Raw genomic sequence first — 20,314 nt, 5'->3', positions numbered from 1 at the left:
GCTCGCCGTGACTTTTCTGGAGGAATCAGCCATGAGTTCGAACCGCAACCTGAGGTGGAATGCCGCCGGCGCGTTCCCCGAGGAGATCCGCCATGCCTTCGACCGCTTTTTCCAGCAGGACGAGAGCGACCCGTCCAACGTGGTGACCAGCCAATGGGCGCCGCGCGTGGACATCAAGGAAGAGGACCGGCGCTTCGTGATCTTCGTGGACGTCCCGGGTGTGGACCCAGCGGACATCGAGGTCAGCATGGAAAAGGGCATCCTCACCATCAAGGGCGAGAGGACCGTGCAGAACCAGGAGCAGACGGGGCGTTTCACCCGCATCGAGCGCGCGCACGGCACGTTCCACCGCCGATTCGCGCTGCCGGACAGCGCCGATCCTGACGGTATCACCGCGGTCGGCCGGCACGGCGTGCTGGAGATCGTGATCCCCAAGCGTGCCGAGACCACACCCCGGCGCATCTCCATTTCGACGGAGCAAGGCGGCAGCAGCGCCAGCGGGTCGGGCAGCGGCAATCCGTCCGGCAGCCACTGAGCGGGCCTCTTAGCTTGTCCCGGGCGGCCCCTCGCGGAGCGTATCCGCGGCGGGTCGCCCGTCTGCGCAGTCTTGCCGAGGAAGGGCAGTGGAATTCAAAGACTATTACGACATCCTCGGGGTGAAACCTGATGCCAGCGAGACCGAGATCAAATCGGCGTACCGCAAGCTGGCGCGGCAGTATCACCCGGACAAGAACAAGGAGCCGGGTGCCGAAGAGCGCTTCAAGGCCATCAACGAAGCCAACGAGGCCCTGCGCGATCCGGAAAAGCGCCGCGCCTACGATCAGCTGCGCGCGGGCGGTTACCGCGGCGGCGAGCAGTTCCGGCCGCCACCGGGGTGGGGGCAGGGTGGCGGTTTCGAATTCGGGGACAGTGGCGACGGCGACTTCAGCGACTTCTTCGAGAGCCTGTTCGGCCGTGCCGCCGGCGGCACCCGTGGCCAGCCGCGGCCGCGTCGCGGCCGCGATGTGCAGGCGCAGGTGCAGATCGACCTGCAGACCGCCTTCGATGGGGGACGTACGCGCCTTGCGCTACAGGACAACAGCGGCCACGAGCGGGTGCTGGAGGTGAAGATTCCGGCCGGTATCCTGCCCGGGCAGGTGATCCGCCTGGGCGGCCAGGGCCAGCCAGGTGCCGCCGGTGGGCCGAATGGCGACCTGCTGCTGGAGGTGGCGATCCGCGATGATCCGCGCTTCAGGCTCGAGGGCAGGAACGTGTTGCACGTGTTGCCGCTGGCGCCGTGGGAAGCCGCCCTGGGCGCGACCGTGCCGGTGCCGACTCTGGCGGGCGCGGTGGATCTGCGCATCCCGGCGGGTTCGCAAGCCGGACGTAAACTGCGCCTGAAAGGACGGGGCCTGCCCGGCAACCCGGCCGGGGATCAATTGGTGGAACTGTCCATCCGTGCGCCGGCGGCCGAAAACGAGGCCCAGCGCGAGGCGTACGAGACCCTGCAAAAGCAGTTCGAGGGCTTCGACCCGCGGGCCTGATCTTGCTCCTCTCCAAGGCGAGCGGGCCTGGGTGAGGGCAGCTTGCGGGGGAGCCTGCAGGTCGGGCTTTGAGAACCGGAAATGCGCCATGCCGGCTCCTCGCCCCCCTGCCCAGAGGGCGAGGGCCAAGGGGCGTATCAGGTCGGCAGCAGCGGCTTGATCGTGGCAACCAGTTCGTCTTCCTTGATCGGCTTGGTCACGTAAGCCTTGGCGCCCTGGCGCATGCCCCACACGCGATCGGTTTCCTGGTCCTTGGTGGTGACCAGCACCACCGGGATGTGCGCGGTGTCCGGGTCCTTGCTGATGATGCGTGTGGCCTGGAACCCATTGAGGTTGGGCATCACCACGTCCATCAGAATCAGATCGGGACGCTCGCGCTTGGCCGCCTCGACGCCCGCGGCGCCGTCCTCGGCGGTCAGCGACTCATGGCCGAGTTTTTCGACGATGCGCTTGAGGCCCAGCAGCTGCGACGGGGAATCGTCGACGATCAGGATTCGTGCCATGGGGTAAGGGTTCCTTGTAATTGTCGTGGATTCTATGCCGCGCCGAGAGCGCTTCCAAGCGTGGGTTTCATGCGCCGCCGACGCGCACGAGGGTGCGTCCGAAGGATTGGCCGGCCAGCATGCGCTCGAACACGGCCGGCAACTGGTCGAGGGTGACCTCGTCGGTGGCGATGCGGTCCAGGTGGCGTGGTTTCCAGTCGCTGCCCAGGTGCTGCCAGATTCGTTCGCGCAGGTCCCGTGCGGTGCCGGCCGAGGCGATGCCGAGCAGGCTTACGCCGCGGATGATGAAGGGCATGACGGTGCCGTCGAAGGCGATGCCGCCGGCGTTGCCGCAGAGCGCCACGTTGCCGTAGGGCGCCACCAGCGGCAGCAGCCCGGCCAGCATCGGCCCGCCGACGTTGTCCAGTGCGCCGCCGAAGCGTGCCGAGTCCATCGGCTTGCCGCTGAAGGCGAATTGGTGGCGGTCGATGCATTCGGCGGCGCCCAGGCTTTGGAGCAGGCCGAAGTGATCCACCTTGCCGCTGATCGCGTGCACCTTGTAGCCGGCGCGGCTGAAGATGTCGATGGCGAGTTGCCCCACGCCGCCGCTGGCACCGGTAATGGCGATCGGGCCGAGGTCCGGACTCTGGCGGTTGTCCTGCATGCGCAGCAGAGCCAGCGCCGCGGTAAAGCCGGCGGTGCCCAGGATCATGCTTTCACGCAGGGACAGATCGGCGGGCAGCGGCATGGTCCAGCGCGCATCGAGCCGGGCGTACTCGGCATAGCCGCCGTCACGGATTTCGGAAAGGCCGCTGCCGGTGCAAAGCACCTCGTCGCCTTCCCTGAACGCCCGGTCGGTCGAGGCCACGACATGACCGGCCAGGTCAATGCCGCCGTTGAGCGGGTAGTGGCGCAGGATCTTGCCCTTGCCGGTACCGGCCAGCGCGTCCTTGTAGTTGACCGAGGACCAGGCGACCTTCACCAGAATTTCGCCAGGCGTGAGCGCATCGGCAGCCATCGTTTCGATGCGGCCGCGGTAACCGGCCTCGTCGTTGCGGATGCGTACTGCGCGGAACGCGGTCGGGTCGCTCATGCTTGCCTCCTTGCCTGCGCTCAGGCGTCGATGCTGCGGTCGTCTACCCACTTGGGCAGGTAGCGGCCTTCGTAGCTTGCCATCCAGTCGAACAGCGCGGCCATGTCCGGACCGAACCAGACGTCCTTGCGCTGCTCCGGGCGGACGAAGCGCTCTGCCACCATGTGGTCCATCATCGCGCGCAGTTGCGTGTAGTAGCCGCGCACGTCGAGGAAGGCGCAGGGATAGCGGTGCAGACCCAGCTGGGCCCAGGTCAGCATCTCGAACATCTCGTCCATGGTGCCGAATCCGCCGGGCAGTGCGACGAAGGCATCGGACAGCTCGTACATGCGCGTCTTGCGCTGGTGCATGGTCTCGACCACCACCAACTCGCTGAGGTCCGGATGGGCAACTTCCAGGTCCACCAGCTGGCGCGGGATCACGCCGATCGCCCTGCCGCCGGCGGCCAGCACGGCGTCGGCCACGGTGCCCATCAGCCCGACCTTGCCGCCGCCGTAGACCAGTGCGATGTCCCGCCGGGCCATCTCGGTGCCGAAGGCGCGCGCCTGTTCGACGTACTCGGGGTGGCTGCCGCTGCTGGAGCCGCAGTAGACGCAGAGGGCGGTGGGTTGGGGCATGCGGGTGTCGCTCGGCAGGGCAAAGCAGAAGAGCGTCGTATGGAGCGGTCGTTTTCGGCGCTGCCGGAAACGACGCGGCCCGCCCATGTCGCCACGAGCGGGCCGCGTCGGCCTTTGCAGGGCGGTCAGTTGCCCTTGTGGATGGCGCGCTTGTCGACCGACAGCGCAGCCTCGTGCACGGCTTCGGAAAGTGTCGGATGCGCATGGACGATGCGGGCCAGATCCTCCGAGGAGCCCTTGAATTCCATCGCCACCACGCATTCGGCGATCAGCTCGGAGACACCAGGGCCGACCATGTGCACGCCCAGGATGCGGTCGGTCTCGGCGTGAGCGAGCATCTTCACCTGGCCGATCGCCTCGTTCATCGCCACGGCTCGGCCGATGGCGGCGAACGGGAAGGTGCCGATCTTGTACGGCACGCCTTCGTCCTTGAGCTGCTTCTCGGTCTTGCCGGCCCAGGCGATTTCCGGCTCGGTGTAGATCACCCACGGTACGGTGTCGAGGTTGATGTGGCCGGCCTTGCCGGCGATCCACTCGGCGACCGCCACGCCTTCCTCGGAGCCCTTGTGCGCGAGCATGGGGCCGCGCACGGCGTCACCGATCGCCCACACGCCGTCGACGCCGGTGTGGTTGTGTTCGTCGACCACGATGCGGCCGCGTTCGTCCAGCTTGACGCCGGTATCGGCGGCCAGCAGGCCGTCGGTGTAGGCGCGGCGGCCCACGGCGACCAGCAGCTTGTCGACCACGAGCTGCTGCTCGCCGTCCTTGTCCGAATACGTCAGGTGCACGCCGTCCTTCTTCACCTCGGCCTTGGAGACCTTGGCGCCGAGCTTGATGGCCAGGCCCTGCTTGGTGAACTCCTTCAGCGCGATCTTGGCGACGTCCGCATCGGCGGCACCCAGGAAGTCGGGCAGCGCTTCCAGCACGGTGACGTCGGCGCCCATGCGCTTCCACACGCTGCCGAGCTCCAGGCCGATCACGCCGGCGCCGATCACGCCCAGGCGCTTGGGCACTTCAGTGAAGTCCAGCGCGCCGGCGTTGTCCACGATCGCCTTGCCGTCGAACTTGGCGAACGGCAGCTCGATCGGCACCGAACCGGAGGCCAGGATCACGTTGGTGGCGCTGAGGGTCTGCTTGGAACCGTCCTTGCCGGTCACCTCGACCTGGTTGCCCTTGAGCAGCTTGCCCTTGCCGTAGAACGCGGTGACCTTGTTGGCCTTGAACAGCTGGCCGATGCCGCCGGTGAACTGCTTGACGATCTTGTCCTTGCGGCCGATGAAGGTGCCCAGGTCGACCTTGGCGCCCTCCACGCTGATGCCGTGGACCGGGAAGTTGTGCGAGATGTTCCAGAACTGGCGCGAGGAGTCGAGCAGCGCCTTGGACGGGATGCAGCCCACGTTGAGGCAGGTGCCACCCAGCGCCTGCTTGCCGTCCTTGCCGGTGAAGTCGTCGACACAGGCGGTCTTCAGGCCCAGCTGCGCGGCGCGGATCGCGGCCACGTAGCCAGCCGGGCCGGCGCCGATGACGATGACGTCGAATTGTTGGTCACTCATGCGAGGTTCCTTGCTGGCGAGCCCTGCTCGCTGGTGAAGCGGAAGATGGGCGCTGGTGCGCCGGAAACAACCAAACTGGCGTGGTTTCAGTCGAGTCCGGGCAGCAGAGCTTCGTTACCTGTTTTCTGATCGCCGGGGCGGCGATCAGAGACCCAGCAGCATCCGCTGCGGGTTCTCCAGCTGGTCTTTGATGTCGACCAGGAACAGCACCGCGTCCTTGCCGTCGATGATGCGGTGGTCGTAGGAGATGGCGATGTACATCATCGGCGCGGCGATGACCTGGCCGTTCTCGACGATCGCGCGCTCCTTGATGGTGTGCATGCCCAGGATCGCGCTCTGCGGCGGATTGACGATCGGCGTGGAGAGCAGCGAGCCGAAGGTGCCGCCGTTGGTGATGGTGAACGTGCCGCCCTGCAGATCCTCCAGCGAGAGCTTGCCGTCCCGCGCCTTCTTCGCGTAGTCGGCGATGCCCTGCTCGATGTCGGCGAAGCCCATGTCCTGCACGTCGCGCAGCACCGGCGTCACCAGGCCCTTGTCGGTCGACACCGCGATGGAGATGTCCTGGTAGCCGTGGTAGATGATGTCGTTGCCGTCGACCGAGGCGTTGACGATCGGGTGGCGCTTGAGCGCCTCGGCGGCGGCCTTGACGAAGAAGCTCATGAAGCCGAGCTTGATGCCATGGGTCTTCTGGAACTGCTCGCCCAGCGACTTGCGCATCTTGACCACCTCGGCCAGGTTCACCTCGTTGAAGGAGGTGAGCATGGCGATCGAGTTCTTCGACTGCATCAGGCGCTCGGCGATCTTGGCGCGCATGCGGGTCATCGGCACGCGCTCTTCCGGACGCTCGCCCGGCGTGGGCCTGGCGGCAGGTGCGGGGGCCGCGCCACCCTTGCCGTAGTTGACCAGGTCTTCCTTGGTCACGCGGCCGTCGCGGCCGGTCCCGGCGACCTTGGACGGGTCGATGTGCTCTTCGGTCGCCACGCGGCGGCCGGCAGGGGAAAGCTCGTCCACGCCCTTGCCCGAAGCCTTCGATGCTTCGGCCTTGGCCGGAGCGGGAGCGGCGGCCTTCGGCTCTTCCTTCGCGGCAGGCGCGGGAGCCGGCGCGGCGGCGCCTTCTTCCAGGATCGCGATGACCTGCTGGCTGTTCACCGTGTCGCCGGCCTGGTGCTTGATTTCCTTCAGCACGCCGTCGACCGGCGAGGGCACTTCCAGCACCACCTTGTCGGTTTCAAGGTCGACCAGGTTCTCGTCGCGCTTGACCGCATCGCCGACCTTCTTGTGCCAGCTGGCGATGGTGGCGTCGGAGACCGACTCGGGCAGGACGGGGACTTTGACTTCGATGGACATGACGGGTCCTTAAAGGTGGGCGCCGTTCCTGGCGCGGCACGTAGCGGCCGTCCTGGCCGCATTGATCCGAAAGAGTTTACTCGGCCGAGTGATCGTCGCCGACCGCCGCGACCAGCGCCTGCTCGACGAGCGCCGCCTGCTCGGCGGTATGGGTGTTCAGGTGGCCCGCGGCCGGGGCCGGCGAGCGGCCGCGGCCTGCGTACGACAGGCTGTGCTTCGGGCCGGCGCACGCCTGCAGGTGGTGGCGGATCTGGAACCAGGCGCCCTGGTTCATCGGCTCCTCCTGGCACCAGATCACTTCCTTGGCCGACGGGTACCTGGCCAGCTCCTCGGACACCTGCGGACGCGGGAACGGGTAGAGCTGCTCGACGCGCACGATGGCGACGTCGGCCAGCCCGCGCTTCTCCGCCTCCTCCAGCAGGTCGTAGTAGACCTTGCCCGAGCACAGCACCACGCGCTTGACCTTCCTGGCGGCAAGCTCGCGATGCTCGCCGATCACCAGCTGGAAGCCGCCGGAGGCCAGCTCGTCCAGCGAGGACACCGCCAGCTTGTGGCGCAGCAGCGACTTGGGCGTCATCACGATCAGCGGCTTGCGCACGGGGCGCACCATCTGGCGGCGGATCATGTGGAAGGCCTGCGCCGGGGTGGTCGGCACGCACACCTGCATGTTGTCCATCGCGCACAGCTGCAGGAAACGTTCCAGGCGGGCGGAAGAGTGCTCCGGGCCCTGGCCTTCGTAGCCGTGGGGCAGGAACAGCGCCAGGCCGCACAGCCGGTTCCACTTGGCCTCGCCCGAACTGATGAACTGGTCGATCACCACCTGCGCGCCATTGGCGAAGTCGCCGAACTGGGCTTCCCAGATGTCCAGCGTGTAGGGGTCGGTGGTGGCGTGGCCGTACTCGAAGGCCATCACCGCCTCTTCCGACAGCAGCGAGTCGATCACTTCGACGTCGGCGCCCGCGCGCACGGTGGCCAGCGGCATGTAGGTATGGCCGTCCTTCTGGTCGTGCAGCACCGCGTGGCGATGGAAGAAGGTGCCGCGACCGGAATCCTGGCCGACCAGGCGTAGGTTGTAGTCCTGGTCGATGAGCGTGGCGTAGGCCAGGTTCTCGGCGAAACCCCAGTCGGCCGGGTGTTCGCCGGCGGCCATCTTGCGGCGGTCGTCGTAGATCTTGGCCACGCGCGGCTGCAGCGTGACGTCCGAGGGCAGGTCGAGGATGCGGTTGGCCAGTTCCAGCAGCTTCTGCTTCGGCACGCCGGTGTCGACCTGGGTGGACAGCTTGCCGCCGATGAAGCGGCTCCAGTCCACCTGCACGTCGCGCCTGGGATCGGGGTCGAGCTCGGTCATCGAGCCGCCGGCCTCCAGGCGGTCGCGATAGGCATCCAGCTCCTTCTGCCCCTCGCCTTCGGCCAGCACGCCTTCCTTCACCAGCTGCTGCGCATAGAGATCGCGCGTGGTCGGGCGTTTCTTGATGACCTGGTACATCACCGGCTGCGTGGCCGAGGGCTCATCGGCCTCGTTGTGGCCGTGGCGACGGTAGCAGACCAGGTCGATCACCACGTCCTTGCGGAAGGTCTTGCGGAACTCGTAGGCCAGGCGGGTGACTTCGATCACCGCCTCGGGGTCGTCGCCGTTCACGTGGAACACCGGCGCGTTGACCATCTTGGCCAGGTCGGTGCAGTACATGGTCGAACGCGCGTCCTGCGGGTTCGACGTGGTAAAGCCGACCTGGTTGTTGATCACGATGTGCAGGCTGCCGCCGATCTTGAAACCGCGCGCCTGCGACATCTGGAACAGCTCCATGTTGACGCCCTGGCCGGCGAAGGCCGCATCGCCATGGATCAACACCGCCATCGACTGGGTGTGCTCGCCGTCGTGGCGGCGGATCTGCCGCGCGTGCACGGAACCGGCCACCACCGGGTTGACGATTTCCAGGTGCGAGGGATTGAACGCAAGCGCCACGTGCACGCCGCCACCATTGGGCGTGCGCACGTCGGCGGAGAAGCCCATGTGGTACTTCACGTCGCCGGAGTGGGCCGGGTCGTCCGGATGCTCGAACTTGCCCTCGAACTCGTTGAACAGGGTCTTGGGCGGCTTGCCCAGGATGTTGACCAGCACGTTGAGCCGGCCGCGGTGGGCCATGCCGATGACCAGGTCCTTCACGCCGTTGTCGCCGGCGGAGGTAACCACGTCGTCGACCATCGGGATCAGACTGTCGCCGCCCTCCAGCGAGAAGCGCTTCTGGCCGACGTACTTAGTGTGCAGGTAGCGCTCCAGGCCTTCGGCGGCGGTCAGGCCCGCCAGCACGCGCTTCTTGCCCCTGGCGTCCAGGCCGGCGCTGCCGTTGGCCTGCTCCAACCGGCTGTAGATCCACGCACGCTGCGCGTGGTCGGAGATGTACATGAACTCCGCGCCGATGGTGCTGGCGTAGATCTTCTTCAGCCGCGAAAGCAGTTCGCGCAGCTTCATGCGCTGGCCGCCGCCGGCGAAGGTGCCGCAGTCGAACTCGGTGTCCAGGTCGGCGTCGGACAGACCGTGGAAGGCCAGCCCCAGGTCTGGCGCCTCCATCTTGCCGGCCAGGCCCAGCGGGTCGAGGTCGGCGGCCAGGTGGCCGCGCGAGCGGTAGGCGGTGAGCAGCCGCAGCACGCCGGCCTGCTTGCGAGCGTGCACGTCGTCGACCGGGGCACCGGCCACGTGGCGCTGCTTCTGCGCGGCCTCGATGCGGGCGATCGCGGCCGAATGCGGGGTGTCGCTGCCACGCCCCTTGAAGGATTCGAAGTATCCGGCCCAGTCGGCCGCTACCGACGCTGGGTCGGTCAGCCAGGACTCGTACAACTGTTCGACGTAATCGGCGTTGCCGCCAGCGAGTTGGGAGGACTCGGAAAACTCGCGAATCAGGTTCGTGCTCACGTCACCACCGGCAGGGAAGGGAGGCTTGCGACCGTCCGCCTGGGGAAGGGCAAAGGGCCGTATGCAATCTTAACGATTATACGCCGGGCCTGCTGCGCCGCGGCAAGCCGGACAACGCATTGGAGGTCGCGGTGGCGAGGCCGATTTCAAGGCGGTGCGGGGGTAGATCGGCATCGCACCGTGTCTGCGGGCGATCAGGGCGGCGATCTTGCCATGTCCGATGGACCAGCCTTCGTTCAGTTGGCTGCCATGTTCTTCCCGGCAGGAGCGGGGGAGCGATCGCCGCAGCGGCCTCCCGCCAGCTCGCGGGTAGAACCGGGCAACGTTACGGGTTGACGTGCGAGGCGGCCGCGATGGCGTCCTGCAACTGCGCCGGCGTGAAGGGCTTGGCCACCACGATCACGCCTTCGGGAGCACCCGAGATGGCCGCCGTGTCGGCATAGCCGCTGATGATGATGCCCGGCAACCCCGGCTTGACCGAGCGCAGCTTGCGAATGACCTCCGAGCCCGACACCAGCGGCATGGCGTAGTCGCTGATGATGAAGTCGATGGCGCTCAGATGCTCGCCCTGGATCAGCTTGCAGACGTGCTCGCCATCGGTAGCCGTGGTCACACGGTGGCCGAGGTCCTCGAGCATGGCCGCGGTGGTGGCACGCACGCCATCATGGTCGTCGACCAGCAGGATATGGCGGGCCCGGTTGCGTTCGGCCGGGTCACTGGTCGCGGTGCTGGCCGGCGGACGGCGGAGCGCTTCGGGCGAGCGTGGCAGCCAGAGTTCGACCGTGGTGCCCTGGTCCAGCCGGCTTTCGATACGCATGGTGCCGCCGGACTGCTGGGCGAATCCGTACACCATGGAAAGCCCCAGGCCGGTGCCCTTGCCGACCGCCTTGGTGGTGAAGAACGGTTCGGTGACGCGCTCGAGCATCTCCGGCGGAATGCCGCAACCGGTATCGGAGACCGCCAGAACCACGTAATCGCCCGCGGGAGCATCGCCGCCGGGTGACAGGGTCGCGTTGCGGCACGCGATGCAGATCTTGCCGCCCTCGGGCATGGCATCACGCGCATTGATGGCGAGGTTCATCAGCGCCAGCTCGAGCTGGGTCTCGTCGGCGTAAGGCGACCACAGGTCGCCCTCCAGCTCCCAGTCCAGCGCGACCAGTCCACCCAGCGTATGCGCCAGCAACTGGCTGACCGTGCCGGACAGGTTGGCGATATCGATCCGCGCCGGCTCGAGCTTCTGCTTGCGCGCGAAGGCAAGCAGCCGCGAGACCAGTTCCGCGCCCTGCTGGGCGGCGTGGCGGGTCATTTCCAGCACCTTGCGCTGGTCGTCGGCCAGGGTTACGCGCCGCTCGATCAGGCCCAGTCCGCCGAGCACGGCCGCCAGCAGGTTGTTGAAGTCGTGCGCGATGCCGCCGGTGAGCTGGCCGAGTGCGTCCATCTTGCGCACGTGCAGCAGCTGCGTCTCCAGATCCTTGCGTTCGGTGACGTCGAGCAGGGTGCCGGCGTATTCGAGCGGGCGGCCGCCGGCATCGCGCAGCAGCACGGCCTGGTCGAGGAAGTGCTTGTACGTGCCATCGGCGCACTGCCAGCGGTATTCCACTGCGTAGCCGCGGCCCTCGCGCCGCGCGCGCAGCGCGGCGGTGACACGCTCGCGGTCGTCCGGGTGCAGCCGATCGAACCATAGCGTCGGTGTGGCCATGACGTCTTCGAAGGTGAAGCCGGTGACCGCCGCAAAGTTGCCGCTGACGAACTTGGGCAAACGCGGCGCTGCCTCCAGATCCTCCAGGTACAGCACCAGCGGCAGCGACTGGATGATCGCCGCCTGGCGCTGCTCGGCCAGGCGCAATTCCTGCTCCGCGCGCAGCCGTTCGGCGTTGGCGCGCAGGTTGGCGTCGAGCAACTCCTGCTCCTGCCTGGCCTGGCGGCGCACCTCGCGGGTCATCATGTACAGGTCGACGAACACCGCCGCCTTGGAACGCAGCACCACCGGTTCGACCGGCTTGAACACGTAGTCCACCGCGCCCATCGAGTAGCCGCGGATCAGGTGCTCGGTCTCCTTGTTGACCGCCGAGAGGAAGATGATCGGGATGCGCTTGGTCTGTTCGCGGGCGCGGATGATCTGTGCAGTCTCGTAGCCGTCCATGCCGGGCATATAGACGTCCAGCAGGATGACCGCGAACTCGCCCTTGAGCAGCTGCCGCAGCGCATCCTCGCCCGAGCGGGCGAGCACTACGTCGGCAATGTCTTCCAGCACCGTGCGGATGGCCAGCAGGTTGCGCTCGTCGTCGTCGACGATGAGGATGCGCGCGCGCCCGGAAGGCTCGGCCGGGCGACCGCGCCTCAGGGCGGACAGGGTGTGGCGGGAAACAGGCACGTTCATGGGTTCATGGCTCAGCTACGGCGCAATCGCCGGCGCGCGCTCGCGCGAGCGGGCCAGCCACACGCGCAGCAGCGCCAGCAACAGTTCGATGTCCACCGGCTTGGCGATGTAGTCCGAAGCGCCCGCATCCAGGCATTTCTGGCGGTCGCCCTTCATCGCCTTGGCGGTTACGGCGATCAGTGGCACCTCGGCCAGCGCCCGCTGCGCGCGGATCTGCTCCATCGTCTCGTAGCCGTCCATCTCGGGCATCATGATGTCGATCAGCGCGATATCGATCCCGGGCGTCTGCTCCAGGATCAGGATGCCCTCGCGCCCGCCCTCGGCATGCATCACTTCCACGCCGTGGCTTTCCAGCACGCTGGTCAGCGAATAGATGTTGCGGATGTCGTCATCGACGATGAGGATCCGCGCGCCGGCCAATTCCGGCACCGGGGGGATGCCGCTGGCCGGTTCCACCGGCGGGTGCCGCGTGGGCGACCGGCGGATGTGGCCTGCCAGGCGGGTGAATACCTCGGCCAGCTGTTCGGGTGAGGCCGGTTTCTCGGTCACGCCGAACGCGCCCAGGCCGATGGCGGAACCGAGCTTGTCGGCGCCGGAAATGACCTGGATCGGCATGTGTGCGGTCTGCGGGTCGTGCTTGAGCAGGTCCAGCAGCACGAAGCCGTCGATGTCGGTCAGGCCGAGGTCCAGCGTGATCGCGTGCGGCTGCAGCTTGCGCGCCATTCCCAGCGTGCCGGCGCCGGCAGTGGAGACCACGCCCTTCAGGCCGGCGTCGCGGGCGATGTCGAGCAGGATCGAGGCGAAGGTCGGGTCATCCTCGACGATGAGGACGAATGGCGAGTCGCCGAGTGCGTCGCGGTCGTCGGTGACCTCCAGCTGGGTGGGCAGCGCACCGGGCACCGTGGCGCCGCTGTTGTCGTAGCGCGCATTGCTGCTCCCCAGCGGCAGGGCGACCGGCGTGACCGCCTCCAGCGGCACGAACAGGGTGAAGGTCGAACCCTCGCCCGGGGTCGAGCGCACCTGCAGTTCGCCGCCGATAAGTCGCGCGATCTCGCGGCTGATCGACAGGCCCAGGCCGGTGCCGCCGTACTTGCGGCTGGTGGTGCCGTCGGCCTGCTGGAACGCCTCGAAGATCAGCTTCTGCTTGTCCTTCGGGATGCCGATGCCGGTGTCGGTGACGGCGATCTCGATCGCCCGCTCGGCATAGCGCAGCACCGGGTGGTTGGAGCTCCAGCCGCCCGTGACCGGGCGCACCGCCAGCGTGACGCCGCCCTCGTCGGTGAACTTGAACGCGTTCGACAGCAGATTCAGCACTACCTGCTGCAGGCGTTTCTCGTCGGTGCGGATGGCCGCCGGCAGCTGCGGGTCGAAGTCCACCTTGAAGTCCAGGTTCTTGTCGCTGGCCAGCTGGCGGAGGGTGCGTTCCATGTGCTGCTTGAGGCTGCTGAGCGGCATGTCGCCGAGCTCGATCGAGACCGTACCCGATTCGATCTTGGACAGGTCCAGGATGTCGTTGATCAGGCTCAACAGGTCCGAGCCTGCCGAGTGGATGGTGCGTGCGAACTCGGTCTGTTTCTCGCTGAGGTTGCCCTGCGGGTTGTCCGCCAGCAGGCGCGAGAGGATCAGCAGCGAGTTGAGCGGGGTGCGCAGCTCGTGGCTCATGTTGGCGAGGAACTCGGACTTGTACTTGGAGGTGAGGGCCAGCTGCTCGGCCTTTTCCTCGACCGCACGGCGGGCCATCTCGATCTCGAAGTTCTTCGCTTCCACCTGCTTCTTTTCGTTCTCCAGCAGCTGGGCCTTTTCCTGCAGTTCCTCGTTGGTGGTGTGCAGCTCTTCCTGCTTGGTGGTCAGTTCGGTCTGTCGCGCCTGCAGCTCGGTGGTGAGCAGCTGCGACTGCTTGAGCAGGCCCTCGGTGCGCATCGTGGCGGCGATCGTGTTGAGCACGATGCCGACCGATTCCATCAGTTGGTCGAGGAAGCTCTGGTGCGTCTCGTTGAAGTGATTGAACGAGGCCAGCTCGATCACCGCCTTGACGTCGTCCTCGAACAGCGCCGGCAGGATCGCCACGTTGGCCGGCGCCGCGTGGCCCAGGCCCGAGCCGATGCGGATGAAGCCGTCCGGGATGTCGGTCAGCAGCATCGGTCGCTTGTCGGCCGCGCACTGGCCGACCAGGCCCTCGCGCAGCTTGAAGGTGGGCTTCAACTGGTCGCGGCTCTCGGCGCCGTAGCTGGCGACCAGGTCAAGCACGGTTTCGTTGTCCTCGCGGCGGGCGACGTAGAACACGCCGTACTGCGCGTTCACCAGCGGCGCCAGTTCCGACATGATCAGGTTGGACACGGTTGCCAGGTCGCGCACGCCCTGCAGCATGCGCGAGAAGCGCGCGAGGTTGGTCTTGAGCCAGTCCTGTTCCGCGTTCTTCAAGGTTTGGTCCTTGAGGTTGCGGATCATCTCGTTGATGTTGTCCTTCAGCGCGGCCATTTCGCCCGAGGCAGCCACCGCGATCGAACGCGAAAGGTCGCCCTTGGTCACGGCGGTCGCCACGTCGGCGATCGAGCGCACCTGGTTGGTCAGGTTGGCCGCCAGCTGGTTCACGTTGTCGGTGAGGTCGCGCCACAGGCCGGCGGCGCCGGGCACGCGCGCCTGGCCGCCGAGCTTGCCCTCGATGCCCACCTCGCGTGCCATGTTGGTCACCTGGTCGGCGAAGGTGGCGAGCGTCTCGATCATGCCGTTGATGGTGTCGGCCAGCGCTGCGATCTCGCCCTTGGCGTCCACCTGCAGCTTGCGCTTGAGGTTGCCCTGCGCCACCGCGGTCACCACGTCGGCGATGCCGCGCACCTGGTTGGTCAGGTTGGTGGCCATCAGGTTCACGTTGTCGGTGAGGTCCTTCCAGGTGCCGCCCACGCCGGGCACCTGCGCCTGGCCGCCGAGCTTGCCCTCGGTACCTACCTCGCGGGCCACGCGGGTCACTTCCGAAGCGAAGCCGTTCAACTGGTCCACCATCACGTTGATGGTGTCCTTGAGCGCCAGGATCTCGCCCTTGACGTCCACCGTGATCTTCTTGGAAAGGTCGCCACGCGCCACCGCAGTGGTCACGTCGGCGATGTTTCGCACCTGGCCGGTGAGGTTGTCGGCCATCAGGTTGACGTTGTCGGTCAGGTCCTTCCAGGTGCCGGCGACGCCGCGTACCTGCGCCTGGCCGCCGAGCTTGCCTTCGGTACCCACCTCGCGCGCCACGCGCGTCACTTCCGAGGCGAAGGAGTTCAACTGGTCCACCATCGTGTTGATGGTGTTCTTGAGCTCGAGGATCTCGCCCTTGACGTCCACGGTGATCTTCTTGGAAAGGTCACCCAGCGCCACCGCGGTGGTCACCTCGGCGATGTTGCGCACCTGGCCGGTCAGGTTGGCGGCCATGGCATTGACGTTGTCGGTGAGGTCCTTCCAGGTGCCGCCCACGCCGGGCACCTGCGCCTGACCGCCCAGCTTGCCCTCGGAGCCCACTTCGCGCGCCACGCGGGTGACTTCCGAGGCGAAGCCGTTGAGCTGGTCCACCATCACGTTGATGGTGTTCTTCAGCTCGAGGATCTCGCCCTTGACGTCCACCGTGATCTTCTTGGACAGGTCGCCACGCGCCACCGCAGTGGTCACCTCGGCGATGTTGCGCACCTGGCCGGTCAGGTTGCCGGCCATCAGGTTCACGTTGTCGGTGAGGTCCTTCCAGGTGCCGCCCACGCCGGGCACCTGCGCCTGGCCGCCGAGCTTGCCCTCCGAGCCCACCTCGCGCGCCACGCGGGTCACTTCCGAGGCGAACGAGTTGAGCTGGTCCACCATCACGTTGATGGTGTCCTTGAGCTCGAGGATCTCGCCCTTGACGTCCACGGTGATCTTCTTGGAAAGATCGCCGCGCGCCACCGCGGTGGTTACCTCTGCGATGTTGCGCACCTGGCCGGTCAGGTTGGCCGCCATCAGGTTTACGTTGTCGGTGAGGTCGGCCCAGGTGCCGGCGACGCCGGGCACCTGCGCCTGGCCGCCGAGCTTGCCCTCGGTACCCACCTCGCGCGCCACGCGCGTCACTTCCGAGGCGAAGCCGTTGAGCTGATCCACCATCACGTTGATGGTGTTCTTGAGCTCGAGGATCTCGCCCTTGACGTCCACCGTGATCTTCTTGGAAAGATCGCCCGACGCCACGGCGGTGGTCACCTCGGCGATGTTTCGCACCTGGCCGGTCAGGTTGTCGGCCATCAGGTTGACGTTGTCGGTGAGGTCCTTCCAGGTGCCGGCGACACCGGGTACCTGCGCCTGGCCGCCGAGCTTGCCTTCGGTACCCACCTCGCGCGCCACGCGGGTCACTTCCGAGGCGAAGGAGTTGAGCTGATCCACCATCACGTTGATGGTGTTCTTGAGCTCGAGGATCTCGCCCTTGACGTCCACGGTGATCTTCTTGGAAAGATCGCCCGACGCCACGGCGGTGGTCACCTCGGCGATGTTTCGCACCTGGCCGGTCAGGTTGTCGGCCATCAGGTTGACGTTGTCGGTGAGGTCCTTCCAGGTGCCGCCCACGCCGGGCACCTGCGCCTGGCCGCCGAGCTTGCCCTCGGTACCCACCTCGCGCGCCACGCGCGTCACTTCCGAGGCGAAGGAGTTCAACTGGTCCACCATCGTGTTGATGGTGTTCTTCAGTTCAAGGATCTCGCCCTTGACCTCCACCGTGATCTTCTTGGAAAGATCGCCCGAAGCCACCGCGGTGGTCACCTCGGCGATGTTGCGCACCTGGCCGGTGAGGTTGGTGGCCATCGCGTTGACGTTGTCGGTGAGATCCTTCCAGGTGCCGGCCACGCCCTTCACGGTCGCCTGGCCGCCGAGCTTGCCCTCGGTGCCCACCTCGCGCGCCACGCGGGTCACCTCGGAGGCGAACGAGGCGAGCTGCGCCACCATCGTGTTCACTACCTTGCCGATGCGCAGGAACTCGCCGCGCAGCGGTCGGCCATCGATCTCCACCGTCATGGTCTGCGACAGGTCGCCCTTGGCCACCGCGCCGATCACGCGGGCGACCTCGGCGGTGGGCTGCACCATGTCCTCGATCAGTTCGTTGACCGAACGTATCGCGCTTTCCCAGCCGCCGGTCGCCGCCTTGACGCGGCCGCGCTGGTTGATGCGGCCTTCCTTGCCCACGACGATGGACAATCGCTCGAGTTCTTCGGTGAGCTGCCGGTTGAAACCGACCACCTCATTGAACACCCGTGCCATCTCGACGTCGGCACCTGGACCGCTTTCGGGCAGGCGCACGCTGAAATCGCCGCTGCGCAGGCTGCGCAAAGCGGCGATGAGCTGGGAGCGGTCCAGTAGTTCCTGGCGAATTTCGGCGTTCACATGAGTCTCCTGTGGTGACAGCATGATCCTGTCCAGGTGGAATCATGGTTAGCGGGCTGACGCCCTGGCGATCGAGGCAAGCCGCCGAGCTTGCGCGTGTCACGCTGAACCCATGCTTCAACCCACCAGGCAGAAGGAGCTGCAGCCCCGATGCGACGAACCGGCACGACCGTGCCGGTTACGTGGCACGGGCCACGCCAGTCCGGGTTCCACGTTTCCCCACGCGTCCATGCCTCATGCCGCGTCCGGCCTTCCGGCGCGGAACCATATCATGGCGTCGGGTTGGCTTCCCGCGAAAGAGTCCATAGAATGCGGGCGGTTATGTGCGTCAGGTCGCTCCGCTTGGGATCGGCTTTGGGAGGAAGGCGAGGCCCGCGGTGATCCGCCAGAAGAGGGGGCGATTTTCGGAATGCCATTGGAGAAGGATGTAGCCGGTTTCTTGCGGTCGACATTCCGGTCCATCTGGTCGATGGAGCTGCTGTTCCTGCTGCTGCGCGATCCCGCGCGTTGCTGGTCCTCGCCGGAACTGGTCAACGCGCTGCGGGCGAGCGAACTGGTCGTGAGCCAGGCCGTGGAATCGCTCCACGCCGCCGGCCTGATCGTGCACGAAAGCGACGACCTGGTCCGCTACGGTCCCGCGTCGGAAGACCTTCACGAGCTGGTCGAAGAAGCCCAGGCGCTATATGTGCGCTCGCCCGATGCCGTGCTGCGCCTGATCATGCGATCCCGCTCCGACAACCTCGTCGCGTTCGCCGACGCCTTCCGATTCCGCAAGGACTAGAGCGTGTCCCATTACTTCGCACCTGCGGTGTACCTGTTGTGCTTCCTGGCCAGCACGGTCTGTGCGGTCATGCTGGGCCGAAGCTTTCACCGCACCCGCGCCGGGCTGTTGTTCTGGAGCGCGCTGTGTTTCCTGCTGCTGGCGGTAAACAACCTGCTGCTGGTGCTGGACCTGATCGTCTTTCCCAGTTCCGTCGATCTGGCCGTGCCCCGCGCCCTCGTGTCGCTTGCGGCGGTGGCGACATTGCTGTTCGGTTTCATCTGGAACGGAGAAGGGGAATGACGCTGCTGATCTACTTTCTCTCCGGCGCCGTCACGTTCGGCTTCTTCGTCGCGGGGCTGTTCTTCCTGCGCTTCTGGCGGCGCACCCGCGACAACCTGTTCCTCGCGTTCTCGCTGGCGTTCGGGTTGCTGGGTCTGGCACAGGCGGTCATCGCCATGACCAACGTCTACTTCGAGGACCGCAGCGTCGCCTACCTGATCCGCCTCGCTGCTTTCGCGGTCATCATCGTGGCGATCGGGCGCAAGAATCGCAAAGTGATGTAAGGGCGTCCGGGCCCACCCTACAGGTCCAGCGGCTGCAGCATCCGCGCCCGCTCGGCGCGTTCCCACATCTCGTCGAATTGCTGCCGAAGCGGCGCCCAGGCTGGGCGATCGGCAAGCGCGGCGCGGCCCTGCGGGCGTTCGGCGTCGGGCTGGAACAGGTAGCCGCCGGCGTCGGTGAGCAGGCAGGCGGAGGGATTGCCCAGATCGGTTTCCTCGACCGGCACGCGCACCTGGATCGCGCTCGGCAACCGCTGCATCAGCAGGATCAGCCGATGGCCGTCGCGCAAGGCGGACGCCGGATCGTTCAGCAGCACGCGGATGTGCGCGCCGCGGCCGCTGGTCGCCAGCCTGCGGAGCTGCTCGATTTCCCCCAAACCTGCATAGTGCGAGTCGTCGAGGCGCGGCAGGCGGATGTCGACCTGGCGGCGGGCCCCGCAGAGCAGGGCCAGCCGCGCGGCGGCCAACTGTTCCGCGTCGCCTGCCGGCAGCGGCCCATCCGGCACGGGCCCGTCCAGCGTCAACGGCGAGGCGCCTTGTGCAGCACGAGGTGGCCGTCGTTGAGCAGCGCGAGCAGCACATCCAGCGTGGCATCGTCCGGCATGCCATCGAAAGCCAGCGTGCGTTCGGCGCAGAGCCGGCGCGCCAGTTCCATCGGTGCCGCGTACGCCTGGCCGTTGGCGAACAACGCCGTGCCTCGACGGCCGCGGCTCCAGGCCAGCCGTGACCAGGGATGGCGCAGCAGTACCGCGCCGCCATCCAGGCGCTTGCGCAGACCGGGCAGGGCCAGCGGCTTGCCCGGCGGTGCGGGCGTCTGCGCGTTGCGGTAGCGGGTGATGAAGCGCCCGAACCAGTCGCGCAGGGTGTCCTCGTCCAGCGCACCGACGAAGGGCAGGGCTGTGCGCAGACGGGCGAGGGCGGCCGCGTCGATCTCGCCCGCCGCGCGCGCCGGGGCCAGATCCGCGTCGGCGTAGCGCTGCGATTCGTCCAGCCGCTCGGCGAGGTAGTCGGCCAGATCGCCCGTCAGCTCGGCTTGCGAGGGCGCACGCATGCCGATCGAGAAGGTCATGCACGGACCACCGAAGGCGACGCCATCGTGCGGCACGCCCGGCGGCAGGTAGAGCATGTCGCCCGGTTCGAGCAGCCACTCGTGGGTGGGCTCGAAGTGCGCCAGCTGCTTGAGCTCGATGTCCGGGCGGAAGTCCTTCGGCGCGGAGGGGTCGGTGCTGATCGCCCAGTGCCGCTGGCCCAGCCCCTGCAGCAGGAATACGTCGTACTGATCCACGTGCGCGCCGACGCCGCCGCCCGGCTCGGCGTAGGACACCATCACGTCGTCGACGCGCCAGCTCGGCAGGAAGTGGAAGTGCTCCAGCAACTGCGCGACGTCGGCGTCCCACTTGTCCACGTCCTGCACCAGCAGCGTCCAGTTGCTGTCCGGCGTGCGGGCGAAATCGGCTTCGTCGAGCGGGCCGGTTTTCACCGACCACCGGTCGCGCTTGTCGTCGTGCACGATCAACCGCGACAGCGCGCCTTCCTCGCAGGCCAGGCCGCCCAGGTCGTCCGGCTGCAACGGCGGCTGGAAATCGGGGAAGGCGTTGCGTACCAGCAGCGGGCGCTTCTGCCAGTAATCGCGCAGGAATTGCGCGGGCGTCATGCCCAGCGGCTGCCTTGCCGAGCCGCGGACTTCAATGGGAAGGGTGTCGGTCATCCGCGCATTG

At 67.1% G+C, this 20,314-nt stretch carries 15 protein-coding genes; 5 read left to right on the top strand and 10 right to left on the bottom strand.

All coding sequences use genetic code 11. The features are described from left to right. Nucleotides 1-31 precede the first annotated feature (31 nt). Both BMZ38_RS09010 and BMZ38_RS09005 read left to right on the top strand, forming a co-directional pair. Nucleotides 32-535, top strand: coding sequence for an Hsp20/alpha crystallin family protein (locus BMZ38_RS09010; RefSeq protein ID WP_091336504.1), 504 nt, complete (start codon nt 32-34; stop codon nt 533-535). A gap of 88 nt (nt 536-623) precedes the next feature. Then, the gene (locus tag BMZ38_RS09005; protein ID WP_091336502.1) at nt 624-1,523 is read left to right on the top strand and encodes a DnaJ C-terminal domain-containing protein; all 900 of its coding nucleotides are present in this window, start codon (nt 624-626) and stop codon (nt 1,521-1,523) included. A gap of 137 nt (nt 1,524-1,660) precedes the next feature. Here the strand turns inward: BMZ38_RS09005 and pilH are convergent, their stop codons facing one another. From pilH to BMZ38_RS08965, 8 genes are all read right to left on the bottom strand, one after another. After that, nucleotides 1,661-2,026, bottom strand: coding sequence for a twitching motility response regulator PilH (pilH, locus tag BMZ38_RS09000; RefSeq protein ID WP_091336500.1), 366 nt, complete (start codon nt 2,024-2,026; stop codon nt 1,661-1,663). Nucleotides 2,027-2,093: 67 nt separating this feature from the next. Then, nucleotides 2,094-3,098: a YhdH/YhfP family quinone oxidoreductase gene (locus tag BMZ38_RS08995; protein ID WP_091336498.1), complete on the bottom strand. Its 1,005-nt coding sequence runs from the start codon at nt 3,096-3,098 to the stop codon at nt 2,094-2,096. Nucleotides 3,099-3,118: 20 nt separating this feature from the next. Then, entirely contained in the window at nt 3,119-3,715 is a 597-nt protein-coding gene (locus tag BMZ38_RS08990) for an LOG family protein (RefSeq protein ID WP_091336496.1), read from the bottom strand. A 125-nt stretch (nt 3,716-3,840) separates the two neighbouring features. Continuing rightward, a complete protein-coding gene (gene lpdA, locus BMZ38_RS08985) occupies nt 3,841-5,268 on the bottom strand; it encodes a dihydrolipoyl dehydrogenase (RefSeq protein WP_091336494.1) in 1,428 nt (475 codons plus the stop codon). Between the two features lie 144 nt (nt 5,269-5,412). Further along, on the bottom strand, nt 5,413-6,615 hold the full coding sequence (gene odhB, locus BMZ38_RS08980) for a 2-oxoglutarate dehydrogenase complex dihydrolipoyllysine-residue succinyltransferase (RefSeq protein WP_091336493.1): 1,203 nt from the start codon (nt 6,613-6,615) through the stop codon (nt 5,413-5,415). Between the two features lie 76 nt (nt 6,616-6,691). Next, entirely contained in the window at nt 6,692-9,526 is a 2,835-nt protein-coding gene (locus BMZ38_RS08975) for a 2-oxoglutarate dehydrogenase E1 component (RefSeq protein WP_091336491.1), read from the bottom strand. A gap of 325 nt (nt 9,527-9,851) precedes the next feature. Beyond that, nucleotides 9,852-11,906, bottom strand: coding sequence for a response regulator (locus tag BMZ38_RS08970; RefSeq protein WP_091336489.1), 2,055 nt, complete (start codon nt 11,904-11,906; stop codon nt 9,852-9,854). A gap of 15 nt (nt 11,907-11,921) precedes the next feature. Then, on the bottom strand, nt 11,922-17,273 hold the full coding sequence (locus tag BMZ38_RS08965) for a hybrid sensor histidine kinase/response regulator (RefSeq protein ID WP_217638731.1): 5,352 nt from the start codon (nt 17,271-17,273) through the stop codon (nt 11,922-11,924). Nucleotides 17,274-17,712: 439 nt separating this feature from the next. Between BMZ38_RS08965 and BMZ38_RS08960 the strand changes: the two genes are divergently transcribed. The 3 genes from BMZ38_RS08960 to BMZ38_RS08950 are packed head-to-tail and all read left to right on the top strand — an operon-like array spanning nt 17,713 to nt 18,599. Further along, nucleotides 17,713-18,054, top strand: coding sequence for a hypothetical protein (locus BMZ38_RS08960; RefSeq protein ID WP_139202399.1), 342 nt, complete (start codon nt 17,713-17,715; stop codon nt 18,052-18,054). A gap of 3 nt (nt 18,055-18,057) precedes the next feature. After that, nucleotides 18,058-18,336: a DUF5985 family protein gene (locus BMZ38_RS08955; protein WP_175483697.1), complete on the top strand. Its 279-nt coding sequence runs from the start codon at nt 18,058-18,060 to the stop codon at nt 18,334-18,336. Further along, nucleotides 18,333-18,599, top strand: coding sequence for a DUF5985 family protein (locus BMZ38_RS08950; protein ID WP_091336482.1), 267 nt, complete (start codon nt 18,333-18,335; stop codon nt 18,597-18,599). Before BMZ38_RS08955 ends, BMZ38_RS08950 begins: the two co-directional genes overlap by 4 nt. Nucleotides 18,600-18,616: 17 nt before the next feature. On the opposite strand, the gene BMZ38_RS08945 is transcribed toward BMZ38_RS08950, so the two are convergent. Together BMZ38_RS08945 and BMZ38_RS08940 are read right to left on the bottom strand one after the other, a co-directional pair. Further along, complete coding sequence (locus BMZ38_RS08945) at nt 18,617-19,120, bottom strand: DUF7931 domain-containing protein (protein ID WP_091336481.1); 504 nt, start codon at nt 19,118-19,120, stop codon at nt 18,617-18,619. Beyond that, entirely contained in the window at nt 19,117-20,304 is a 1,188-nt protein-coding gene (locus tag BMZ38_RS08940) for a ribosomal protein uL16 3-hydroxylase (RefSeq protein WP_091336479.1), read from the bottom strand. The genes BMZ38_RS08945 and BMZ38_RS08940 overlap by 4 nt, the downstream gene beginning before the upstream one ends. Nucleotides 20,305-20,314 lie beyond the last annotated feature (10 nt).

Origin of the sequence: Frateuria terrea (genome assembly GCF_900115705.1) — a bacterium.
Classification (GTDB): domain Bacteria; phylum Pseudomonadota; class Gammaproteobacteria; order Xanthomonadales; family Rhodanobacteraceae; genus Frateuria_A; species Frateuria_A terrea.
The sequence above is the reverse complement of the archived record's forward strand: the minus strand, read 5'-3'. Positions and strand labels throughout refer to the sequence as shown.

Coding starts and splice junctions, on each gene's coding strand:
- BMZ38_RS09010 (WP_091336504.1), top strand. CDS start 32: ATGAGTTCGAACCGCAACCTGAGGTGGAATGCCGCCGGCGCGTTCCCC.
- pilH (WP_091336500.1), bottom strand. CDS start 2,026: ATGGCACGAATCCTGATCGTCGACGATTCCCCGTCGCAGCTGCTGGGC.
- BMZ38_RS08995 (WP_091336498.1), bottom strand. CDS start 3,098: ATGAGCGACCCGACCGCGTTCCGCGCAGTACGCATCCGCAACGACGAG.
- BMZ38_RS08990 (WP_091336496.1), bottom strand. CDS start 3,715: ATGCCCCAACCCACCGCCCTCTGCGTCTACTGCGGCTCCAGCAGCGGC.
- lpdA (WP_091336494.1), bottom strand. CDS start 5,268: ATGAGTGACCAACAATTCGACGTCATCGTCATCGGCGCCGGCCCGGCT.
- odhB (WP_091336493.1), bottom strand. CDS start 6,615: ATGTCCATCGAAGTCAAAGTCCCCGTCCTGCCCGAGTCGGTCTCCGAC.
- BMZ38_RS08970 (WP_091336489.1), bottom strand. CDS start 11,906: ATGAACGTGCCTGTTTCCCGCCACACCCTGTCCGCCCTGAGGCGCGGT.
- BMZ38_RS08950 (WP_091336482.1), top strand. CDS start 18,333: ATGACGCTGCTGATCTACTTTCTCTCCGGCGCCGTCACGTTCGGCTTC.
- BMZ38_RS08940 (WP_091336479.1), bottom strand. CDS start 20,304: ATGACCGACACCCTTCCCATTGAAGTCCGCGGCTCGGCAAGGCAGCCG.